Origin of the sequence: Rhizobium sp. CC1099 (genome assembly GCF_029714385.1) — a bacterium.
In the GTDB taxonomy this organism is placed as follows: Bacteria; Pseudomonadota; Alphaproteobacteria; order Rhizobiales; family Rhizobiaceae; genus Rhizobium.
The window spans coordinates 1339135-1358326 of record NZ_CP121641.1; the positions used below are offsets into that span (position 1 = coordinate 1339135).

The window sequence follows — 19192 nt, forward strand, 5'->3', positions numbered from 1 at the left end:
CTTAGGCTTCGTTGCCGGGCACGCCGAAGCGGATGCGGAAGCGGCGGTTCTCCTTACCCTTCTTCTCGATCTTGGCAATGTGGACCTGACCGACTTCCTGCGTTTCGGAGACATGTGTGCCGCCGCAGGGCTGGCTGTCAATCGCCGAGTTTTCGCCGATGCAGACGAGGCTGACGCGGCCAAGTCCCATCGGCGGGCGCACGTTCTTCGATTTCACGATGCCGGGGTTCGCAGCCAGCTCCTCGTCGGTGATCCATTGGACATAGACCGGATAGTTCTGGGCAACGAGTTCCATCATCTTCGCCGTCACCTCGTCCTTGTCGATCGTCTCGCTCATGTCGAAATCGATGCGGCTCTCGTCCTCGCCAACAGCGGCACCGGTGATCGGATAGGAACAGACGACCGAAAGCAGGTGGCAGGCTGTGTGCATGCGCATTAGCCGGTAGCGGCGCGGCCAGTCGACATGCAGGACGAGCCTTTCGCCGATCACCGGCTGCGGCTGGCCCGCAGACGGGACGTGGACGACGATATCCTTGGTCGACCCGTGCTTCGTCGGGCCAAGTTCGATCTTCGAACCGTCGGCGCGCTCGAGAAAGCCGGTATCGCCCGGTTGGCCGCCGGACGCTGCATAAAAGCAGGTCTGATCCAGCTCGATGCCCCCGCCTTCGTGGATGGCGGTGACCACCGCCTCACATGTCGATAGATAGAAATCGTCACGATAGAGGGCATTGACTGGCATGGGTCTCACGCTGCGGGTTCGTAGGGTATCTTTATGTCCTGCGACGTGGTCAGCCACGTGGGAACGGGCAGGCCCTTTGAGGTCAGGAAATCGGGGTTGAAGAGCTTTGACTGGTAGCGGTTGCCGTAGTCGCAAAGGATCGTCACCACGGTGTGACCCGGGCCAAGATCCTTCGCAAGACGTACCGCACCGGCAATATTGATTCCCGTCGAACCGCCGAGGCAGAGCCCTTCGTGTTCGACGAGATCGAAGACATAGGGCAGCGCTTCGGCGTCGGAAATCTGATAGGCGAAATCCGGCGTGAAGCCTTCGAGATTGGCCGTGATGCGGCCCTGGCCGATGCCCTCGGTGATCGAGGAGCCGGAGGATTTCAATTCACCGTTCTTGTAGAACTCGTAAAGTGCTGCCCCCTCAGGATCGGCGATGCCGATCTTGACGTCCTTGCGGAACGCCTTGAGGCCGGCCGCGACGCCCGCAAGTGTGCCTCCCGAGCCGACGGCGCTGACGAAACCGTCGACCTTGCCGTCGGTATCCTTCCAGATTTCCGCGGCCGTGGTCTCGATGTGTGCCTGGCGGTTCGCGACATTGTCGAACTGGTTCGCCCAGATGGCGCCGTTCGGATCGGACTTCGCCAGCTGTTCTGCCAGGCGACCGGAAACCTTCACATAGTTGTTGGGGTTCTTGTAAGGCACGGCAGGCACTTCGACGAGTTCAGCGCCGAGCAACTTCAGCGCGTCTTTCTTCTCCTGGCTTTGCGTTTCCGGGATGACGATCACCGTGCGGTAGCCGAGCGCGTTGGCGACGACCGCCAGCCCGATGCCGGTATTGCCGGCGGTGCCCTCGACAATCACGCCGCCCGGCCTCAGCAGCCCCTTCTTCTCGGCATCGCGGATGATGTAGAGCGCGGCGCGGTCCTTCACCGACTGGCCGGGGTTCAGGAACTCCGCCTTGCCGAGGATGGTGCAGCCGGTCGCTTCGGATGCGCCCTTGAGCTTGATGAGCGGAGTGTTGCCGATCGCCTCGATGACGGATGGGTGGAAGGTCATGGAATCTGCCTCTGTGGAACTGGTAGTTTAGGAACGGTCTTTTCCCTTCACAAGGCTGGGTTGGCAAGAAATGCTATTCCATGGCCCCGCCTGCGACGATAAAATTAGACTTCCGCTTTCAAAAATCCCGCGTGACTTGCAATTTGCGTCGGGCTGCGCGCCTCAAGCACACCAAAACCCTCGACGGGATCATCGGCGGCCCGATCGGCTGAAATGAGCCACAATAGCGTGATAGAGGCATGAATCCGGGAGGCAGCGAGAAACTTCCGGTCCTGGTTTTGTGCTGAATCGGTAGTCTGGAGGAAGTCAATCATGCGTGATTTCATCGCCCGTCCCGAACATGGCATCGCCTGGATCTCCGGCGCGAATTCAGGCATCGGACGGGCATTGGCGCTGAAACTGGCAGGCGAGGGATACAAAGTCGCCGTCACCGCGGGCAATCATGAAGAGCTGGCCGAACTTCAGACCGAAGCAAGCGGCCTTTCCGGCAGCATCGTCGTTCTCGATGGCGACGTGACCGATCCCGAGGATATGGAGCATGTGCTCGCCTCGATCGAATACGAGCACGGCGCGCTCGCCCTGGCGATCTTCAATACCGGCATTTACCAGCCTGTGCATGCCGAGGAATTGAACCGCGCGGATTTCGAGAAAAGCTTCGCCGTCAACCTCTGCGGTGTCGTCAATTGCCTCCTGCCTGCCATCCGGCACATGAAGGCCAAGGGGCAGGGGCAGATCGCCATCGTCTCTTCCGCCGCCGGCTATGGCGGCCTGCCCACGAGCGCGGCCTATGGCGCCACCGAGGCGGCGCTGATCAACATGGCCGAAAGCCTGAAATTCGATCTCGACAAGATGGGCATCCGCATCCAGATCATCTGCCCCGGCTTTGCCGATATGCCGGCAGGCCTCGAAAACAGCTTCCCGATGCCGCCGCTCGTGTCGCCTGCGGAAGCCGCCGAGCAGATTGCGGCAGGCCTCAAATCCAGTCGCTTCGAAGTCAGTTTTCCGAAGCGCTTCACCTATATGCTGAAACTCCTCCGGCTGATGCCCTACGGCCTCTACTTCCGGCTGGTGAATCGTTCGGCGCGCTGGTGGAAGCATCCGCCCCCTTCGTCCGGCCACCATCCGGCGACACCGCATCCTGCGGAGTGATTGGGGTAACGTCGCTCGTGCAGCCTGCGGCCAAGGAAGATGAGCCGGTTCACGAAGAACCGGCTCATTCAATTGATCTGTTGATACTGATGAAATCTGGCTCCCCGAGCCGAACGAAACTGCGAACTTTGTGTCATCGATTTCCCCTCTATTCTGCTACTACGCCAGATTTGATGCCTCGGATGCGCAAACGAGACCATGACCGAGCCGAGCGGATTCGCCTTACCGGTGACGCAAAACCTTCCCTTAGAGCGCGCGCTGTCGCCCTTGGCCGGCAGGACGGGGAGCCGCCCGTCGTGCAAATACAGGCCGTAGCGTAGAATCGGCGATCTTTGCGGATGCCCTCGGCTGAATGCGGTGATTGGCGGTATTAATATCCGCATTTTTTGCGGTGATTGACCTTGCCTTTGCGGAGAATAGTTGCCATTTTCACCGCCAGAGGTGCGGAGAATGGCGACGTATATCCACCAGCGAGAAGATTGGCCGAAGTTTCATTGGAACACCGATGCGCTTGCAGGCCAGCTTGCGGCTGTTCGGCATCGGCAAGGGCGCCTGTTTGGTCGGATGGAGGCACTTGGCTTTGACCTGCGCGCCGAAGCGGTTCTCCAGACCCTGACCGAAGACGTCCTGAAATCCAGCGAGATCGAAGGCGAAACCCTCGACAAGGAGCAGGTTCGCTCCTCCATCGCACGGCGTCTCGGCATGGATATCGGCGCACTTGCTCCCGTTGATCGTAACGTCGAGGGTGTCGTCGAAATGATGCTTGACGCCACTCAGAATTATCAGGGTCGTCTTTCCGACGAACGTCTCTTCGCATGGCACGCCGCCCTTTTTCCTACAGGCCGCAGCGGCATGACGAAGATTGTCGTCGGTGCATGGCGCAGCGAAGCGTCAGGACCGATGCTGGTGGTGTCCGGGCCGGTTGGCAGAGAGAGGGTCCATTACCAGGCACCGGCAGCCGAGCGACTGATGAATGAGATAGCGGCCTTCCTCGACTGGTTTAACAGCGACCTGCGGCTCGACCCAGTTCTGAAGGCTGCGATCGCCCATCTGTGGTTCGTGACGATCCATCCCTTGGATGATGGCAATGGTCGCATCGCGCGTGCCATCGCCGATATGGCGCTTGCTCGATCCGAGAGCAATCAGCAGCGTTTCTACAGCATGTCCGCTCAAATCCGTCTGGAGCGAAAGCACTATTATGCCATTCTGGAGAGAACCCAGAAGGGTGACGTCGATATCACCGAATGGCTGCAATGGTTTTTGACATGTCTCGATCGTGCTTTTGACGGTGCCGAGCAGATTCTTGCGAATGTGCTTCGCAAGGCGCGTTTCTGGGAGGCGATTGCAGGAGAGACGATCAGCGAACGCCAGCGTAAAGTCATCAATCGCTTGCTGGATGGTTTCGACGGCAAGCTGACCTCCTCGAAATGGGCGGTGTTGACGAAGACGTCGCCAGATACCGCGCTCCGCGACATCAATGACCTTGTGACGCGCAGCATCCTGGTGAAAGATGAGGGCGGAGGCCGCAGCACGAGCTATTCGCTGGCAGAGATCGGTGGGGCTTGAAGTCCCGGAAGGCTCCGAGGATTGTAGGCTATCTCGAAGCACACAGGCGAGCATGGGCTCGAAGGCATGCGAATATCGCTCCGTCCGTCTTGGCGACTGGGTGAAAATCAAGTGCCTGCAGAGCGACAGCTTCGTGATCGTTGGCTATGAACTTTCCACGGTCGCGCGGGCCGGCATCGGCTCGCTGCTGCTTCCGGCACGGCTGCGGATCGCGCCGCCTTCATGGCGACGCTGATCATCACAGCCAAGCTCAACGACATCGATCCGCAAGCTTGGCTCGACGACGTGCTCGCCCGCATCGCCGATCATCCGTTCAGCAAGATTGCCGAGCATTTGCCTTGGAACTGGAAAGCGAAAAGCGCTGCTATCGCGGCGGCCGCGTAAACAACGCCCGAAAGAGCTCCTCCGAGCGCTGGAGGCCTTCATCCGTCAAGATCAATGACTTCGTTTTGCTCGCCGGATCGCCGATCAGGCCCTTCTTGAACAATCGATCTGTTGCATTCCAATCAAAACCCTTCCACGCCCGACGCCCGTCATGCAGCGTCAGCCATAGTAGTGCCAAGACAGCGTCGTCGATCTTGTCCTCATCGATGTCCATGCCTCGATGATAACATGCCCGCGACCCAATATCATGCGGCCTTCAGCGTATGCGTGCTAAGGAGCTGGCTTTTTCCGCTATCGCAAAGGAAATATCGATGGCCAATGATATCGGGCAGACCCTGAGATCGGCTCCTACCGGTAATCATCACGATCGCCTCTGGACGATGATGCCCCTTCCAATCTGTCCAGCATCTGCAAGAGAAGGTCGGCGCAAACCTTTGTCGGTTCGTCATCGGCACACTTGATGTCGATTTCAACGTCTCCATCCTGGATGTGAAAATGCGCGGCCTTTGATGGGGGAGGAGGCGGCGGACGATCACGCATTCGTCCCCTGCGCCAACCAAGACGAGGACGATCCTCATCTGAGGGAGCTGCTTGCTGACCGGGCGGAGTGGATTCAGGCGCCGCTGTTGCGTTGTCTGGCGGCCGTGGCGTGTCGGTGGGCTGCTGGGCAAAGCTCGCGCCGGCAGTCAATGCCAAGGCAACGGCTGCAATGGAAAGGATGGGTTTCATGACTGATCCTCGGATTTCGCACGTGAAGGAACGCGTCGCACCGAGGTTGGTTGCAACGATACTTTTAAGGGCTAAATGACGAACGCTGATGACGATGTATTGGCAGGCCGTCGGCGCGAATGCCGGCGACCTTTAAGATTATGCGATGCAGTTCTCGGGCAACGTAGGCCTATAAACGCGTCTTTTGGTGTTCGACATATAGGTCTTGAGGCGCTTCAAACCCTCAGATACCGCGGATAGTCCTTCGAGCCTTCTGAGCCGGCGTAGGAAGCGACAGGAAGGCCGATATAAAGTCCTGCTGCAAAAGGTGCTCGCCACGTTTGTGAAGGCCGTGCGAGATATATTCCTGCACAAAATCGGAGCCAACAGCAGGAGTTTAATCACCAACAGGAAACAAGTAGTAGGAATAAAATGAGGAGCCGATTCAATCAAGAACCGACTCCTGCAATAGCATCAACCACTTAGGTTGGAAATCTGGCTCCCCGGGCCGGATTCGAACCGGCGACCTGTCGATTAACAGTCGAATGCTCTACCGCTGAGCTACCAGGGATCACCGCTTGGCGCGGCGTGAGTGGGCTAATACAAATGCTTGTTCGATTTGCCAAGCAGTTTTTTCAAAAAAATGACATCCGCTTGCATTTGCAGCGTTTGTTCCCATCTCCTGTGCATGACTGACGGGACAGACAATAGCAGAAACTCGCGCGAAAAGCGCTTCGGCATCGATCATACAACGGGAAAGCTCGTTCTCGGTTCCCTGCACATCCCTCTGCCGCGCTCGCGGATTGCCCGTGTGTTCATAGGCGTCCTGCTGATCTTCTGCGGTCTCCTGGGCTTTCTGCCTGTTCTCGGCTTCTGGATGATACCGCTCGGCTTCATCGTTCTCTCGCACGACCTCCCGTTCGCCCGCAGATGCCGCCGCCGATTCTCCATCTGGTGGCACAGACGGAACACGTCCGCAGGCTGATGGAGCAGCCAAGGAAAAGAGCGTGTGAAGAACGGTTCGAAACACCGTTCAGAAGTTGCCGGGGACATTTTTCAGAAATGGCCTCTTGCGATTTTTCTAGGATGGTTCTAAACGCTCGCCACGGTTCGATTACTTGAACCTGTGAGGCCTCGTGGCGGAGTGGTGACGCAGAGGACTGCAAATCCTTGTACCCCGGTTCAATTCCGGGCGAGGCCTCCAATCAACTTTTCACCACCTATAAGTGCTTGATTTTGCCGCAGCTGTTGTCAGGTGGCAATCTGGACTTGAACCGTTCCGCCACACCAAAACGAGGTGTGGTAATGCGTTCCCGTTTCAGACCTCAGTTCCGTCCTTCAGCGGCGCAGCTTTGAACCGATTCCATCCCGTCGGAGGCATGTGCTCTTGCGATTTGTTGGTGGTGTCAGGGAAATGAAGCATGCCGGCCGGTATCAAGAGCCGCTGATGGCGCTGCGGATGCAGCGGAATGAAAGGGCTGCGGCATGAGGTTTTCGGCCAACTATTGGCTTTCTGTCCGCTTTCAAAACAATCACCTTGTGAAAATCACCCAAGAGTTGGACGCGGGCCAGCACTTGCGTGATGTTTTCCCAGCTTTGTTGAAACTCGAGGTCGGTCCTCGATAGGAGACGAATCTTATTTCGGCCATCAGCGCATCAACGCCGTATCGCTCGAGCCTTTCGTCCCCTCGATGCTGGACAGTCCAACATGACGCCAGCGGCCTATCTCTCGAAGCTGCAGATCGCCGGGGCTATGCTTCCATCGAACTTCCGGCAGCCTGACACGATCGAGGGCAAGGTCGCCATCACCGATGGAGGCGAGAAGTGAAGGGTTCTCGGATCGTCTAGAGCGCCGACGAATTGGCATGGCTTGAGGATAACCGCACACCGCCGATCGCCGAATACTCTCCAAGGCTTCTGTGCAGAGTTCGGGCGGTGCGACGTGTTCCCGAAGTGCCTGGATGGCGACAAGACGAACACCGACCCGCGAATTGGGAACCGCTCCCGCGCGCAACGCTGCCTTACCTCAATGGCCGTCGCGGCTTGGACTACGAGGCTGCAGAGCCGGAGGTCCGGTCTGCGATCATCGCGGTAGCGAAGCTCCGGCTCGCTGCAAGAAAGGCAAGATCCAAGGCAGGTGAAGCTGAATGAATTCGCAGGTCACTTAGCGCTCCACCGCAAGCTGAACCGCAGACCTGGCGTCCTCAGCTGCCATCCGACCATCAATGGCGGCTCGGCAAGCTTGCCATGCACGGCGCCATTTATCGCTCGTTTGATTGGGTTCGTGGATAAGCCAGTTCATGGCCTCCTCGGGGGAGCCGACAACAATGCGGATGCGGCGATCTCCCAGCACGAGGGGTTTCTTCCATCGGTGCACCAACATGACCGCGCTCCAATCGTAGGGGTATCGATCATATTTAATCCACCGCCACGCCACATCGTTCCATCCCGGAGAAAAGAAACAGGAGCCGCGAGTTGAACGAGTTCGCGGGATATACCCCGCCCCGTTCCCGGTGGCCATTGGGGAATGCTCCGCTTTGCTCGAGACGGAAACCGAAGCCGATCATAGGTGAGGGCGACAAGCCGATCGTGTTCCCGACGGAGATCGAAGCCTTACGGGCCTGAACCGGCATCTGCTCGCCTACTTCAACGGCGATTACCCCCGCGACGTTCGTTAAGCCCAAAGTCTCCTATCCGGTGCTCGTCAAGCTCTTCAACAGAGAGCACAAGACTGCCTGGCATGCCGTTAACAAGATGACGGAACGCTTCGGGGGAGCGGGACCCCGCCGAACATCCTGATGCACTCGCCATCTTGGCTGAATATGGAATTCAGGTTGTTCCGGCCCATGTCATGCCGTCCGTAGGGCAAACAAGAGCCATTGCCACGCTGGACCGCACCAGAAACCACCATGGGGAGACCATCCTCCCACATCCGCTGGAGAACCGACAGCTTGAAAGCTGTATCGTAGTGGCTGGATTTCTTCGCCAGACCTAAAGGTCCGTGCGCCGGGTAACTCGCCGCCCATTTACGAACCGTGCTATGATCTACGCCGAAATGCCGGCCTACTCCGCGAGTGCCTCGCTCACCCTTCTGATAAAACTCCACAACAGATCGCTTAAAAGCTTCGCTGTGCTTGGACATGAAAAACCCCCGAAGGTTGTTGTCCAACTTTCGGGGGTCAGTTCATTACCACCCGGTGGGCGGTTTTTCATTCCATCAGCAATGCTGCGACCGCGGCTATGCCTGATCGAGATCAACGCCGCTTATCTGTGCTGGAAGTCCCTGGATTGCGTATCTGGGGAGACGACGCCATGTGGATCCAACCGTATTCCGGTTGAGGATGTCCAAGAATTCGGAGGCATCCTTGCCCGTCAGGTCGTCCAACTGCTTGTACCCGATCGTAGCAGGATGGCCAGTGATGGCATCAACAACGGTCCACGTGCCGTCTGCTTCTGCGCGGCGGTCGTATGGCATGTGAGAGATTTCGGAAGACATGATGTCCTCCTTTCTGGCGCCCCGTAAGGAGTGGCGCCTATAGGATAAACGCGAAGTAGGCCCATTTGTTTCGGTCCTGGGGCCAGCACCATCCGCGCCGGCGGTTTCGGGCAAATATGGAGAAGTCGCATGAGCGAACAGAAACGGCCCGTAACCAGGGCGAAATTCTTCTGCAGCGGCAAGGAAGGGAACACTGTTTTCCTTCCGCCGTCTATTCCGAGGATATCCAATCCGAGGATGACGGCGGGAGAGATCGACCGCGATCCCCGATCCGAATGGTACGGCAAGCCGAACCTCTATCGCGTGTCGGGTGCCAAGGGGCTGTAGAAGGTCTGACGAACCGGCTTGTAGAGGATGGCGTCCTGCCCGGGCTCGAATGTCGCGGTCGAGGAACAGGAGCGTCTGAGCAAGAGCTTGCCGCCGCAGCATCCTCACAGAGTGCGACAAACCCTCGGCAGGTGGGGTCACGCTCGCCAGACCGCCGACGCCGCTCCACGGTCGCTGTTGTCAGCCGTAAGGTTATTAATGCGGTAGACAAAGGGGCAGGGTTTCGAAACCACGTTGCCGGCCGACGACCTGCATGTGACGATTACCTACAGCCGGACACCTGTCGACTGGATGGCGATGGGCTCTGCATGGGATGACGAAGTGAAAATCCCGCGGGGTGGCCCGCGGCTGATGGAGCGGTTTGGAGAGCTGTTCGCGTCGAACATGAGCTGGGATTATGCGAGTACAGCTGCATATCACCATCTCTTACGACGATGATACTCCGGAACTCGCGACCGTCGAACCCTATCAGGGCGAGATCCTGCTCGGACCGGAGGTGTTTAAGGAAGTGATCGACGTCTGGCTTGCGAGCGTGAGGGAAGTGGAAGTCTGATGCTCGGTGTCATTGGTGTCACGCAGCCAGAAGAAATTCTTGATCTACCTCGCGGTTCAATGCTCCGACCAACTCCTTGGCCTCCTCGGCTGTGAGCATGTCCATGACAAATCCGTTGATCACGGCTTTCTGCCCGGTGACTTCATCGAACACCGACCAATAGATGTTGAGATTCTTATGAACGTTATACCTGTGGGCTTCCATGGGGAATTCCTCCTTCTTGAAGCATCGATAGAAAAGCACTTCGCCACCAAAAGATGAATCGTGCGTGTGTATATCGAGCCTATCCACTGGGATAGTGCCCGGCTACGCCCCTAACCTCGGGTCCACAATGAATTTTACCGACGCTGTAACCGTCGCGGGAACGCGCCGGCGCGATGACGGCTACCTTGTTGCCGAACGCTCGTATCGCCCGTACAGGCATCCAGATCTATCTGGGATCCGACGTGGGAAAACCGGACATGAGCACGGTGCGCGTCTATCGCGCGGGGCGCCGAGGTCTTCGCTGAGGACAGGCTCAAGAGTGCTGCTCGCCGGCCGGTGACGAATGACCACCCGCCGGAAATGGTCACGTCGGATAACTGAATCCCCGACGCCATCGTGAACGCGAGTTACGAGGCCGCTTTCCTCGAGCTTTCCAATCCTGGCAGTCTTTCACCGATCATAACCGGCTCTGCACGGTCAAGCGTGAGAAGGTCGAGCAGCTTGAGGTCGAGTATTCAACCTCTGCTTCAACGGACATCGCCGACATCGTAGCGCTCGCCACCCGGTCGTAACCACGATCGAGGGGCTGCTCTGGCCGTTCCTGTGCCCGATCCTGGCGGGGGGCGCTCTTAGTCTAGGCCCTGTGAGCCGCCTCACTCGCTAGCCTGATGACGTAGTCTTCGGATGCGTCGGCGAGGGCGAGGGCCACCTCAGCTCGTCCAAGGCCTTGTGAGTGCAGCCTTTCGATCAATTCAAGCAGGGCAGCATCGACGATCTGCCGGCAGTTCATGCGTGTTGGTTGCGGTCTACCTATAAAGTATAGCTTGGCGGTCATGGCACCCCCTTTTGATCCGCTTGCAGGATGCCACAATTTCGCAGGTGCACAAGCAACTGCTAATTTTAATATGCAGTGCAATATGGAACAATTTAACTACAGGCGCTTGCAGGGCACCGCTGAACGCCTCATCGCGAAAGTCGGCCAGAGCGGCACCGTAACACGCGTCACGCCTCGAGATCCTGTCTTGGGCGGCGATCCGGTCGAAAAGATCGTACACGGCCAAGCTCGTGCCGATGGAATACACGGCGCCCGAGATCGACGGGACTGTCATTCAGGCCGGAGACGTGCAGCTTTCCATCTCGTCCGTGGGGATCGCGATCTCGCCGTCACGGCCAATGGCAAGCAGTATCGCGTCGTCAACGGCGATCCCAACAATTACGATGGCGTGACCAACGTCGTCCTTGTCGTCCAAGGAAGGATTGCGCCTCAGTCGTCGTGGGGCGCCGCCCATTCGCGCTCGAATTGGATGCTGTCATCGAGTGATGGGAACCAGCAGTGAGCGTCGACCCCAGGTGTTCCTGGTCCGCCGCTTGGTGCCTTGAGTATGTAAACGCCAGCGCACTTCTTCACGGAATTTGAGAGCTTTTCCAAATCCGAATAGGGAATGTTTGCGATAATCACGGGCCCGAAATTTCCCATCCGTCACTCCGTGTCTCTGCTTGGCTGAGTATCATCGAAAGCCGAAACGATGGAAAGGAACACCTATGACTAAGTTGCTACTGCATAAGACCTATAGGGCCTGCACGCCCCGAACTATCCTCGACATTCCGCGCGTGAGGCGGGTTCACTCGAAGCCATCGGCCGCGGGCAGATCATCAAGGATGAGGCTCCCGCTCCGAAGAAGGTAGGCAAGGGCGTCGACGCTGAATAATGGCCACCCTTCGCCAGCAACTCTCTGCCCTCGACGCGCTTTCTCCGAACATGGAGAAGACCTTCCGCGAGGCGATCGACGATATCAAGTCCGAGATCGCGCTGAGAGAGGTTGTCGAGCGTCTGGAGCGGCGCGATCACCCACCGAGCTTCTTTGAAAGCCATCTATCGACAACGCTATGACACACTAGAGGTTGCTATACGGTTTATGGCGCAATCTAGGTAGGCGCACTCTTTGTTTTCATCCTTGTCGTAGGGTAAGCCAAAGCCATGTCCAATGATGAAGCCGGAGGAGAATGCCGGGATTTACGAGATAGAATAGGCGAAAAGGTGTGGCAAGGTGTGGCAGAGACGTTGATTTTTCAAAGGATTTTATTTCAGGCCAAGTGTGGCGGCATCCCTGGCAAACGTTTGAAAGCGCTAGACTTGGTTATTCCGGGCGAGGCTCCCAAACTTTCTCAATGCTTTGACATTTCGGCGTTAGATACAATTAGGCAAGCTTTTGTAGCGAGTGACTGGTACGGTTCACCGGTGGACGCATTGGCCGCGTCTAATTTCATCCCGATTTTTAGCTCGGGCGTACCTCGCGATCATGCCGGCCGGGCACCTCTTGTCGTCGTATAGAACGGCCTCGCCTGGGGCTAATGATGAAACTGTCGGTTTTTGCTTTACGACCTTCATTGCAGCCTCTACCGGCGCGAAGCCAGCCGAGAACAGAACTGCCGATGCGTGCGTTTCATTGTCCCCTCCGTCCATTCGTGAGTGCTAATAGATATAGCGGATTGGACTCGAAGGAAACTTCGCAATCGGATTAGCTCGAAACCGTAACAGGTCGGAGATTTTTAAAGCGGGTGCATCCAGCGTCCGCCAAGCAATTATTTGACAAACAATCATATTTTTGAAAATGAGCGCCTCTCCAGGAGTAAACCTCCAAGGCAAAAGCCGGGCGCTGCGGTCTGGCTGAATTGCCGAAATCAATCCGCTGTGATCCGATATGCCGGCCATTGAACAGGAAATTCGACAGGACGCGCGCATTCCGCCCGGCTATAGCGTTCGGGAGCTTCTGGCGTCGCCGCTGTTTGCAATGTCGCTGACGGAGGCGGCGAGCCGCCTCATAGCCATTTATCATGAGGCGCCGCGCGCGGTGCGCTATACGTCTGATCTGCGCCGTTGGCTCGTCGCCCAGGCCGCGCTCGCCTTCTATTTCGAGCGTCGGACGGATGCGAGCGGCGAGGATCTGACGGTGACGCGTCTTACCGAGTTCGCGCCGCTGCACCAATTCGCCAGCAGGAATACGATCGCTTCCTATATAGCGCAGATGCGCCAGTACAAGCTCTTCACCGAACTGGAGAGCCAGGACAAGAGACTGCGGCCGTTGGCGCTTTCCGAAGCGGCGGAGCATCTTATCCGCAACTGGTTCGACAGCCATATGGCATCGCTGGACAGGTTGGACGGGGGGAGAGCGGCTTGCTCTTTCCCAGGCCGACCCACGGCTGCTTTACTATTCCCATCCGCCCGCTGCCCGGGCACTCATCGCCGATCCGCGCTGGAACGATCCGCCGGAAAGCGTGAAGACCTTCACGTTCACCAATCTCGGCAGCAATGTGATTCATGACCTGGTGGCCCGTTTTCCCTCGGGCAATACGCTTTCCGAGCGCTGCTATGGTGGCGAACTGAGGCCGGGAGATCTTGCAAGCCGCTACCATGTCTCGCGCACGCAGATCGTGCGCGTGCTGAACCGTGCGAGAACCCTCGGCGACATCGGCTGGGACGGATCGCAATATGGCGAGAAATTCTGGATTTCCGCCCGCCTGATCGAAGATCATCGGGGATGGCAGGCCGTCAAATTCGAAGCGCTGTCGAGGTCGATGAGCGACGCTTGCGCGCAGATATACACATAGTGCGGCGTTCAGGCGCGATGCACTTCGCAACTCTGGGCGCACTGACGCTATCGTGTCGTCTCGCTGTCCAGCAGCCCGCAGCAGAATATGGCGATCAGCGCTGCGATGATGAAGAAGTCGAACAGCGTGAGATACTCGAAAAAGGCAGACATGGCCTGCACCTCCTCCATTTCCTCCGGTTGTAAGAATACCACAAACCAACTTTTTGTTCCAAACAAGAGTTGCAGTCCCGGCCGCGCCGGACGGCAGCCGGTTCAAGCGGGAGGATTCTTGCCGCAGTTGTTTACTGTGCCTTGAAAGCGCACGCCGCGGAGATTAAGAGGACGGGTGACAATGCCGCGTTCAACGGGCGAGAGGATATGATGGATTTCGAAGCAGCACGCGCAAAGATGGTCGACAACCAGATCCGTACGACGGACGTCACGTCGCATTCCGTGCTGACGGCCTTCCTGACGGTGCCCCGCGAGGCCTTCGTGCCGGAGAAATCCAAGGCTCTGGCCTATATCGACAACGATGTCGAAATCTCCCCGGCAGCGGGCGGCAAGTCGGCGCGCTTCCTGATGGAAGCTTCGCCGCTGGCAAAGCTGCTGCAACTTGCTGCCATCACCACGGACGATGCGGTTCTCGAAGTCGGCTGTGGCACGGGCTACACCTCGGCTCTGCTGGCCATGCTTGCCGGTTCGGTGGCTGCGCTTGAATGCGACGAAGCGCTTGCAGCCGAAGCAAAGAAGAACCTTTCCGGCTACGCCAACGTTTCCGTCGTCACCGGCGCGCTGGAGCAGGGCAACAGTGCCGGCGCGCCCTACGATCTGATCTTCGTCAATGGCTCCGTCGAGGAGATCCCCGCTGCCCTTCTTGACCAGCTCGCCGAGGGCGGCCGTCTTGTCACCGTTCAGGGCTACGGCAACGCCGCCCGCGCCAAGGTGTTCTTCAGCGAAAACGGCGCTGTTTCGGAAAACGTGTTCTTCAATGCTTCGGTCAAGCCGTTGCCGGGCTTTGCCAAGGTTCGAGAGTTCGTCTTCTGAGCGCAATTTTCAGGATTTATGAAGCGGGCGCCTCGGGGCGCCCGTTTTGTTTTCGGCCTGTCGCAAAAGCGTCAGCGGCGCTGGCCTAGACTGCCGCAACAAAACTGTGCACGGGCGCATTCATTTGATTCGCGCTGATTTTTTTCATGTCTGGGGTATTCTAAGGTCTGGGTGATTCGGATGCCCACTCCACGCAATCCGATCTTGTTGCAGGGATAACGGGGATAGATATGGCTCAGCCAAGCGTAGTGCGTGAACCGTCCATGGAAGAGATTCTGGCGTCGATCCGCCAGATCATCGAGAGCAATGAGCCGGGCGCGGGCAGGGCGATTTCGCCGTCCCTGCCGCCTGTCTACGGCGCCGATGACGAGGAGAGCGACTCAAACATCCATCTGACGGTCGACGAGACTTATGCTGACGTCGAGTTCCCCGAGCCTATGATGATGTCCGATCCGCGTTTCGTCGCGGCGAATTCGGCAGGCAGCCGCGAAGCCGAAGCGCCGGCGCCGGCGCGGGCGATGTCGCTTGCCGATGTTGCTGCCCGCGTTCGTGCCGCCTCGGAGCGTACCGCACCGCAACCGCAGCGCGAAGCGCCGCCGGTCTTTCATCAACTGGAACCGGCCGGATCCCCCGACCAGGAAGCCCGCCATCCGGCGGAGGCCGTTTCAGCACCTTTTGGTGCTCCGCCGCCGGCCGCAATCCCGGCACCGGCCGTTGCGCAGGCAGAACGCGTTGACATGCCGCAGCCAGCCGCCGCAGAACCGGCGCAGCGGGCTGCCGTCCCGCCGGCCGCCGACGCTGAAGAAGAGCGTTTGCCGAATGTCGCCGAAGAAACCCAGAGCCTGATTTCGCAGAGCGCCGGCCTGCAGGTTGCACGCTCGTTCGAGGAGCTTGCGCTTGCGATTGATGGCGCCGAGCGCCGCTCGCTGGACGAGATTGCCGAGGACATGCTGCGCCCGATGCTGCGCGAGTGGCTGGACGACAACCTGCCGACTCTTGTCGAACGGCTGGTGCGCGAAGAAATCGAACGCGTGGCGCGCGGCCCGCGCCGCTGACCGGGACCGCTTTTATCGAACAAGCCGCTCCGGTCTCCGGGGCGGCTTTTTTATTGACTTGCCGTCAGCCATCCTATTTACAACCCCCATCCTAAAACCCCGAAGTTTGGTCATAAAATGCTCGACAAGACCTATGATTCCGCCGCAGTCGAACCGAAAATCGCCGCGAAATGGGATGAGGCCGATGCGTTCCGCGCGGGCGCCAACAAGAAGCCCGGCGCCGAGACCTTCACGATCGTCATCCCGCCGCCGAACGTGACCGGTTCGCTGCACATGGGACATGCGCTGAATAATACGCTGCAGGACATCATGATCCGCTTTGAGCGCATGCGCGGCAAGGACGTGCTCTGGCAGCCGGGCATGGACCATGCGGGCATCGCCACACAGATGGTCGTCGAGCGCAAGCTGATGGAACAGCAGCTGCCGGGCCGGCGCGAGATGGGCCGCGACGCCTTCATCGAGAAGGTCTGGGAGTGGAAGGCGGAATCGGGCGGCTTGATCTTCAACCAGCTGAAGCGCCTAGGTGCTTCCTGCGACTGGTCGCGCGAACGGTTCACGATGGACGACGGGCTCTCGGAGGCGGTTCTCGAGGTTTTCGTCACCCTCTACAAAGAGGGTCTGATCTACAAGGACAAACGCCTCGTCAACTGGGACCCGAAGCTTCTGACGGCGATCTCCGACATGGAAGTCGAGCAGGTTGAGGTCAAAGGCAATCTCTGGCATTTGCGCTATCCGCTTGAAGAGGGCGTCACCTATCAGCATCCCGTAGCCTTTGACGAGGAGGGTAAACCCACCGACTTCGAAACGCGCGACTACCTGGTTGTTGCGACGACGCGGCCCGAGACCATGCTCGGCGATACTGGCGTCGCGGTGAATCCCGAAGACGAGCGCTACAAAGCGATCATCGGCAAACACGTCATTTTGCCGATCGTCGGCCGCAAGATTCCGATCGTTGCCGACACCTACGCCGATCCGACGGCCGGCACCGGCGCCGTCAAGGTCACCCCTGCACACGACTTCAACGACTTCGACGTTGCCAAGCGCACGGGCCTGCGTGCGATCAACGTGCTCAATACCGATGCTTCGGTTACCATCAAGGACAACGAGGACTTCCTGGAAGGTCTCGGCCATCCGGCCGCCTTGCATGGCGCCTGGGACCGGCTGGAAGGCCAGGATCGCTTCACGGCACGGAAGATCATCGTCGAGATTTTCGAGGAGGCGGGCCTGCTCGACAAGATCGAGCCGCACATACATACGGTCCCGCACGGCGACCGTGGCGGGGTGCCGATCGAGCCGCGTTTGACCGAACAATGGTGGGTGGACAACAAGACGCTTGCGAAGCCTGCCATCGCATCGGTCCGTGAAGGCCGCACCCAGTTTGTTCCGAAGAACTGGGAGAATACTTACTTCCAGTGGATGGAGAACATCCAGCCCTGGTGCATTTCCCGCCAGCTCTGGTGGGGCCATCAGATCCCGGCCTGGTATGGTCCGGACGGCCAGGTCTTCGTCGAGAAAACCGAGGAGGAGGCGCTGCAGGCTGCGATCCAGCATTACCTCTCGCACGAAGGCCCGATGAAGGCCTATGTCGAGGACCTCTTGGAAAATTTCAAGCCGGGCGAAATCCTGACGCGCGACGAGGACGTTCTCGACACCTGGTTCTCCTCAGCGCTCTGGCCTTTCTCCACTCTCGGCTGGCCGGAGCAGACGCCGGAACTGGCGCGGTACTACCCGACGAACGTTCTCGTCACAGGCTTCGACATCATACCGTTTTGGGTGGTTCGTATGATGCAGATGGGCCTGCACTTCATGAAGGACGAGGACGGCAATCCGATCGAGCCCTTCCATACCGTCTATATCCACGCGCTCGTCCGCGACAAGAACGGCCAGAAGATGTCGAAGTCGAAGGGCAACGTCATCGATCCGCTCGAACTGATGGACGAATACGGCGCCGACGCATTGCGCTTCACGCTGGCGATCATGGCTGCACAGGGCCGCGATGTTAAGCTCGATCCGGCCCGCATCGCCGGCTACCGGAACTTCGGCACCAAGCTTTGGAACGCCACGCGCTTTGCCGAAATGAACGGTGTCAAAAGCGATCCGAACTTCGTACCGGAGGCGACGGGGCTGACGATCAACCGCTGGATCCTGACGGAGCTTGCCCGTACGGAACGTGACGTAACGGAAGCAATCGAATCCTACCGCTTCAACGATGCGGCCGGTGCGCTTTACCGGTTCGTCTGGAATCAGGTCTGCGACTGGTACCTGGAACTGCTGAAGCCGGTCTTCAGCGGTGAAGACGAGGGCGCGAAGAAAGAGGCTCAGGCCTGCAGCGCGTATGTTCTCGAAGAGATCTACAAGTTGCTGCATCCGTTCATGCCGTTCATGACCGAGGAGCTTTGGGCGCATACAGCAGGCGAAGGCGTCGAGCGCGATACGCTGATCTGCCATGCCGAATGGCCGGCGCCGTCCTATGCCGACAATGCTGCAGCCGACGAGATCAACTGGCTGATCGACCTCGTCTCCGGCATCCGCTCGGTTCGCGCCGAAATGAACGTTCCGCCGTCGGCGACTGCGCCGCTGGCGGTCGTCAAGGCCAACAATCTGACGCGCGAACGGCTTGCCCGTCACGAGGCCGCGATCAAGCGCCTTGCCCGTGTCGAAGCGATTACGCTTGCCGATAGCGCCCCGAAGGGGGCAGCGCAGATCGTCGTCGCCGAAGCGACCGCCTGCCTGCCGCTCGGCAGCCTGATCGATCTTTCGGTTGAAAAAACTCGCTTGGAAAAGGCAATCACCAAGACCGAAGGAGAGATCGCGCGCATCAACGGCAAGCTTTCCAACGAGAAGTTCGTCGCCAATGCCAATCCGGACGTAGTGGAAGCGGAGCGCGAGAGGCTGGCCGAATTCCAGAGCCAGATCGCAAGCCTCAAGGTAGCGCTGTCGCGCGTCATTGAAGCCTAGGCTTCCCCTTGGCGTATAATACCTGAAGGCGTCCGGTTTGGTCGGACGCCTTTTTTACGCCGTTGGAATGATTCGATCGTCCTGGCTGAATATTCCCGGCTGCAAACATACAGTTTTGCGAATTTATGAAATGAACTGCCTCTCGGGGCGAAAATCACGACTGTTGTCAGATTGATACAGATCACCCGATGTGTGGAATGACAATCCAAAAATACCCATAAATGATTAGGGTATTAGGATAAAATTTTATGAACAAAAAATATTGACGTGCCCGTCAATTCCTTACGTCAATTTAACACCTCTCCCGCATTGTGGCTGCAAGAAGGCGCAAGTTGCCATTTATCACGATCGCCTGCACTCTGCCGCCATTGGA

At 58.4% G+C, this 19192-nt stretch carries 19 protein-coding genes, 2 tRNA genes and 6 pseudogenes; 18 read left to right on the forward strand and 9 right to left on the reverse strand.

All coding sequences use genetic code 11. The features are described 5' to 3' along the window. Position 1: 1 nt before the first annotated feature. The 3 genes from QA644_RS06835 to QA644_RS06845 all read right to left on the reverse strand — a co-directional run bounded on the left by QA644_RS06835 (position 2) and on the right by QA644_RS06845 (position 2099). Positions 2–739: an alanyl-tRNA editing protein gene (locus tag QA644_RS06835; RefSeq protein WP_239599046.1), complete on the reverse strand. Its 738-nt coding sequence runs from the start codon at positions 737–739 to the stop codon at positions 2–4. A 5-nt stretch (positions 740–744) separates the two neighbouring features. After that, positions 745–1785 (reverse strand): cysteine synthase A, encoded by a 1041-nt coding sequence (locus QA644_RS06840; protein ID WP_074067693.1) that lies wholly within the window; start codon positions 1783–1785, stop codon positions 745–747. 104 nt (positions 1786–1889) lie between these two features. Beyond that, entirely contained in the window at positions 1890–2099 is a 210-nt protein-coding gene (locus tag QA644_RS06845; RefSeq protein WP_283071619.1) for a hypothetical protein, read from the reverse strand. On the opposite strand from QA644_RS06845, the gene QA644_RS06850 reads away from it, so the two are divergent. The 4 genes and pseudogenes from QA644_RS06850 to QA644_RS06865 all read left to right on the forward strand — a co-directional run. Continuing rightward, positions 2098–2934: an SDR family NAD(P)-dependent oxidoreductase gene (locus QA644_RS06850; RefSeq protein ID WP_194729528.1), complete on the forward strand. Its 837-nt coding sequence runs from the start codon at positions 2098–2100 to the stop codon at positions 2932–2934. The two genes, QA644_RS06845 and QA644_RS06850, sit on opposite strands and share 2 nt — an antisense overlap. A 450-nt stretch (positions 2935–3384) precedes the next feature. Then, positions 3385–4500: a Fic family protein gene (locus tag QA644_RS06855; RefSeq protein WP_283071620.1), complete on the forward strand. Its 1116-nt coding sequence runs from the start codon at positions 3385–3387 to the stop codon at positions 4498–4500. Positions 4501–4573: 73 nt separating this feature from the next. Further along, a pseudogene (locus QA644_RS06860) lies at positions 4574–4702 on the forward strand (ATP-dependent DNA ligase); the annotation flags it as partial. Positions 4703–4710: 8 nt separating this feature from the next. Next, positions 4711–4884, forward strand: a pseudogene (locus QA644_RS06865) (transposase domain-containing protein); the annotation flags it as partial. On the opposite strand, the gene QA644_RS06870 reads toward QA644_RS06865, so the two are convergent. From QA644_RS06870 to QA644_RS06880, 3 genes are all read right to left on the reverse strand, one after another. Next, the gene (locus tag QA644_RS06870) at positions 4865–5098 is read right to left on the reverse strand and encodes a DUF6429 family protein (RefSeq protein WP_239599042.1); all 234 of its coding nucleotides are present in this window, start codon (positions 5096–5098) and stop codon (positions 4865–4867) included. The pseudogene QA644_RS06865 and the gene QA644_RS06870 sit on opposite strands and share 20 nt — an antisense overlap. A 134-nt stretch (positions 5099–5232) precedes the next feature. Next, complete coding sequence (locus tag QA644_RS06875; RefSeq protein WP_239599040.1) at positions 5233–5613, reverse strand: hypothetical protein; 381 nt, start codon at positions 5611–5613, stop codon at positions 5233–5235. A 475-nt stretch (positions 5614–6088) separates the two neighbouring features. After that, positions 6089–6163, reverse strand: a tRNA-Asn gene (locus tag QA644_RS06880). Between the two features lie 117 nt (positions 6164–6280). Between QA644_RS06880 and QA644_RS06885 the strand changes: the two genes are divergently transcribed. Both QA644_RS06885 and QA644_RS06890 read left to right on the forward strand, forming a co-directional pair. After that, positions 6281–6577, forward strand: coding sequence for a hypothetical protein (locus tag QA644_RS06885; RefSeq protein WP_283071622.1), 297 nt, complete (start codon positions 6281–6283; stop codon positions 6575–6577). Positions 6578–6722: 145 nt separating this feature from the next. Beyond that, positions 6723–6796, forward strand: a tRNA-Cys gene (locus QA644_RS06890). A gap of 960 nt (positions 6797–7756) precedes the next feature. Here the strand turns inward: QA644_RS06890 and QA644_RS35120 are convergent. Then, complete coding sequence (locus tag QA644_RS35120) at positions 7757–8113, reverse strand: DUF982 domain-containing protein (RefSeq protein ID WP_349254109.1); 357 nt, start codon at positions 8111–8113, stop codon at positions 7757–7759. 717 nt (positions 8114–8830) lie between these two features. Continuing rightward, the gene (locus QA644_RS06900; protein ID WP_074067739.1) at positions 8831–9088 is read right to left on the reverse strand and encodes a hypothetical protein; all 258 of its coding nucleotides are present in this window, start codon (positions 9086–9088) and stop codon (positions 8831–8833) included. Positions 9089–9217: 129 nt separating this feature from the next. Here QA644_RS06900 and QA644_RS06905 point away from each other — a divergent pair, with 129 nt between their 5' ends. After that, positions 9218–9415 carry a hypothetical protein gene (locus QA644_RS06905; RefSeq protein ID WP_283071624.1) on the forward strand — a complete coding sequence of 66 codons (198 nt, stop codon included), beginning with the start codon at positions 9218–9220 and terminating at the stop codon, positions 9413–9415. Positions 9416–9812: 397 nt separating this feature from the next. Beyond that, on the forward strand, positions 9813–9968 hold the full coding sequence (locus tag QA644_RS06910; protein WP_283071626.1) for a hypothetical protein: 156 nt from the start codon (positions 9813–9815) through the stop codon (positions 9966–9968). An 18-nt stretch (positions 9969–9986) separates the two neighbouring features. Here QA644_RS06910 and QA644_RS06915 read toward each other — a convergent pair whose 3' ends face one another. Next, complete coding sequence (locus QA644_RS06915; RefSeq protein WP_028739658.1) at positions 9987–10172, reverse strand: hypothetical protein; 186 nt, start codon at positions 10170–10172, stop codon at positions 9987–9989. A gap of 127 nt (positions 10173–10299) precedes the next feature. Between QA644_RS06915 and QA644_RS06920 the strand changes: the two are divergent. The 10 genes and pseudogenes from QA644_RS06920 to QA644_RS06960 all read left to right on the forward strand — a co-directional run. Beyond that, positions 10300–10550: pseudogene (locus QA644_RS06920) on the forward strand (DUF2213 domain-containing protein); the annotation flags it as partial. 3 nt (positions 10551–10553) lie between these two features. Then, positions 10554–10836, forward strand: a pseudogene (locus QA644_RS35125) (DnaT-like ssDNA-binding protein); the annotation flags it as partial. 253 nt (positions 10837–11089) lie between these two features. Then, positions 11090–11434, forward strand: a pseudogene (locus QA644_RS06925) (hypothetical protein); the annotation flags it as partial. Positions 11435–11880: 446 nt separating this feature from the next. Next, positions 11881–12018: pseudogene (locus QA644_RS06930) on the forward strand (head morphogenesis protein); the annotation flags it as partial. A gap of 132 nt (positions 12019–12150) precedes the next feature. Continuing rightward, positions 12151–12504, forward strand: coding sequence for a hypothetical protein (locus QA644_RS06935; RefSeq protein ID WP_283071629.1), 354 nt, complete (start codon positions 12151–12153; stop codon positions 12502–12504). Positions 12505–12874: 370 nt separating this feature from the next. Continuing rightward, positions 12875–13495 carry a hypothetical protein gene (locus QA644_RS06940; protein ID WP_283071631.1) on the forward strand — a complete coding sequence of 207 codons (621 nt, stop codon included), beginning with the start codon at positions 12875–12877 and terminating at the stop codon, positions 13493–13495. Continuing rightward, entirely contained in the window at positions 13449–13781 is a 333-nt protein-coding gene (locus QA644_RS06945) for a hypothetical protein (RefSeq protein WP_283071633.1), read from the forward strand. The genes QA644_RS06940 and QA644_RS06945 overlap by 47 nt, the downstream gene beginning before the upstream one ends. A gap of 359 nt (positions 13782–14140) precedes the next feature. Next, the gene (locus tag QA644_RS06950) at positions 14141–14806 is read left to right on the forward strand and encodes a protein-L-isoaspartate O-methyltransferase (protein WP_283071635.1); all 666 of its coding nucleotides are present in this window, start codon (positions 14141–14143) and stop codon (positions 14804–14806) included. 230 nt (positions 14807–15036) lie between these two features. After that, complete coding sequence (locus tag QA644_RS06955) at positions 15037–15861, forward strand: DUF2497 domain-containing protein (protein ID WP_283071636.1); 825 nt, start codon at positions 15037–15039, stop codon at positions 15859–15861. A gap of 117 nt (positions 15862–15978) precedes the next feature. Then, entirely contained in the window at positions 15979–18819 is a 2841-nt protein-coding gene (locus tag QA644_RS06960; protein ID WP_283071638.1) for a valine--tRNA ligase, read from the forward strand. The last annotated feature ends 373 nt before the right edge of the window (positions 18820–19192 follow it).

Bases quoted from the DNA above. Each gene is read 5' to 3' on its own strand.
- QA644_RS06835 (WP_239599046.1), bottom strand. From the start codon at position 739: ATGCCAGTCAATGCCCTCTATCGTGACGATTTCTATCTATCGACATGT.
- QA644_RS06840 (WP_074067693.1), bottom strand. From the start codon at position 1,785: ATGACCTTCCACCCATCCGTCATCGAGGCGATCGGCAACACTCCGCTC.
- QA644_RS06850 (WP_194729528.1), top strand. From the start codon at position 2,098: ATGCGTGATTTCATCGCCCGTCCCGAACATGGCATCGCCTGGATCTCC.
- QA644_RS06845 (WP_283071619.1), bottom strand. From the start codon at position 2,099: ATGATTGACTTCCTCCAGACTACCGATTCAGCACAAAACCAGGACCGG.
- QA644_RS06855 (WP_283071620.1), top strand. From the start codon at position 3,385: ATGGCGACGTATATCCACCAGCGAGAAGATTGGCCGAAGTTTCATTGG.
- QA644_RS06870 (WP_239599042.1), bottom strand. From the start codon at position 5,098: ATGGACATCGATGAGGACAAGATCGACGACGCTGTCTTGGCACTACTA.
- QA644_RS06875 (WP_239599040.1), bottom strand. From the start codon at position 5,613: ATGAAACCCATCCTTTCCATTGCAGCCGTTGCCTTGGCATTGACTGCC.
- QA644_RS06885 (WP_283071622.1), top strand. From the start codon at position 6,281: ATGACTGACGGGACAGACAATAGCAGAAACTCGCGCGAAAAGCGCTTC.
- QA644_RS35120 (WP_349254109.1), bottom strand. From the start codon at position 8,113: ATGGCCACCGGGAACGGGGCGGGGTATATCCCGCGAACTCGTTCAACT.
- QA644_RS06900 (WP_074067739.1), bottom strand. From the start codon at position 9,088: ATGTCTTCCGAAATCTCTCACATGCCATACGACCGCCGCGCAGAAGCA.
- QA644_RS06905 (WP_283071624.1), top strand. From the start codon at position 9,218: ATGAGCGAACAGAAACGGCCCGTAACCAGGGCGAAATTCTTCTGCAGC.
- QA644_RS06910 (WP_283071626.1), top strand. From the start codon at position 9,813: ATGCGAGTACAGCTGCATATCACCATCTCTTACGACGATGATACTCCG.
- QA644_RS06915 (WP_028739658.1), bottom strand. From the start codon at position 10,172: ATGGAAGCCCACAGGTATAACGTTCATAAGAATCTCAACATCTATTGG.
- QA644_RS06935 (WP_283071629.1), top strand. From the start codon at position 12,151: ATGTCCAATGATGAAGCCGGAGGAGAATGCCGGGATTTACGAGATAGA.
- QA644_RS06940 (WP_283071631.1), top strand. From the start codon at position 12,875: ATGCCGGCCATTGAACAGGAAATTCGACAGGACGCGCGCATTCCGCCC.
- QA644_RS06950 (WP_283071635.1), top strand. From the start codon at position 14,141: ATGATGGATTTCGAAGCAGCACGCGCAAAGATGGTCGACAACCAGATC.
- QA644_RS06955 (WP_283071636.1), top strand. From the start codon at position 15,037: ATGGCTCAGCCAAGCGTAGTGCGTGAACCGTCCATGGAAGAGATTCTG.
- QA644_RS06960 (WP_283071638.1), top strand. From the start codon at position 15,979: ATGCTCGACAAGACCTATGATTCCGCCGCAGTCGAACCGAAAATCGCC.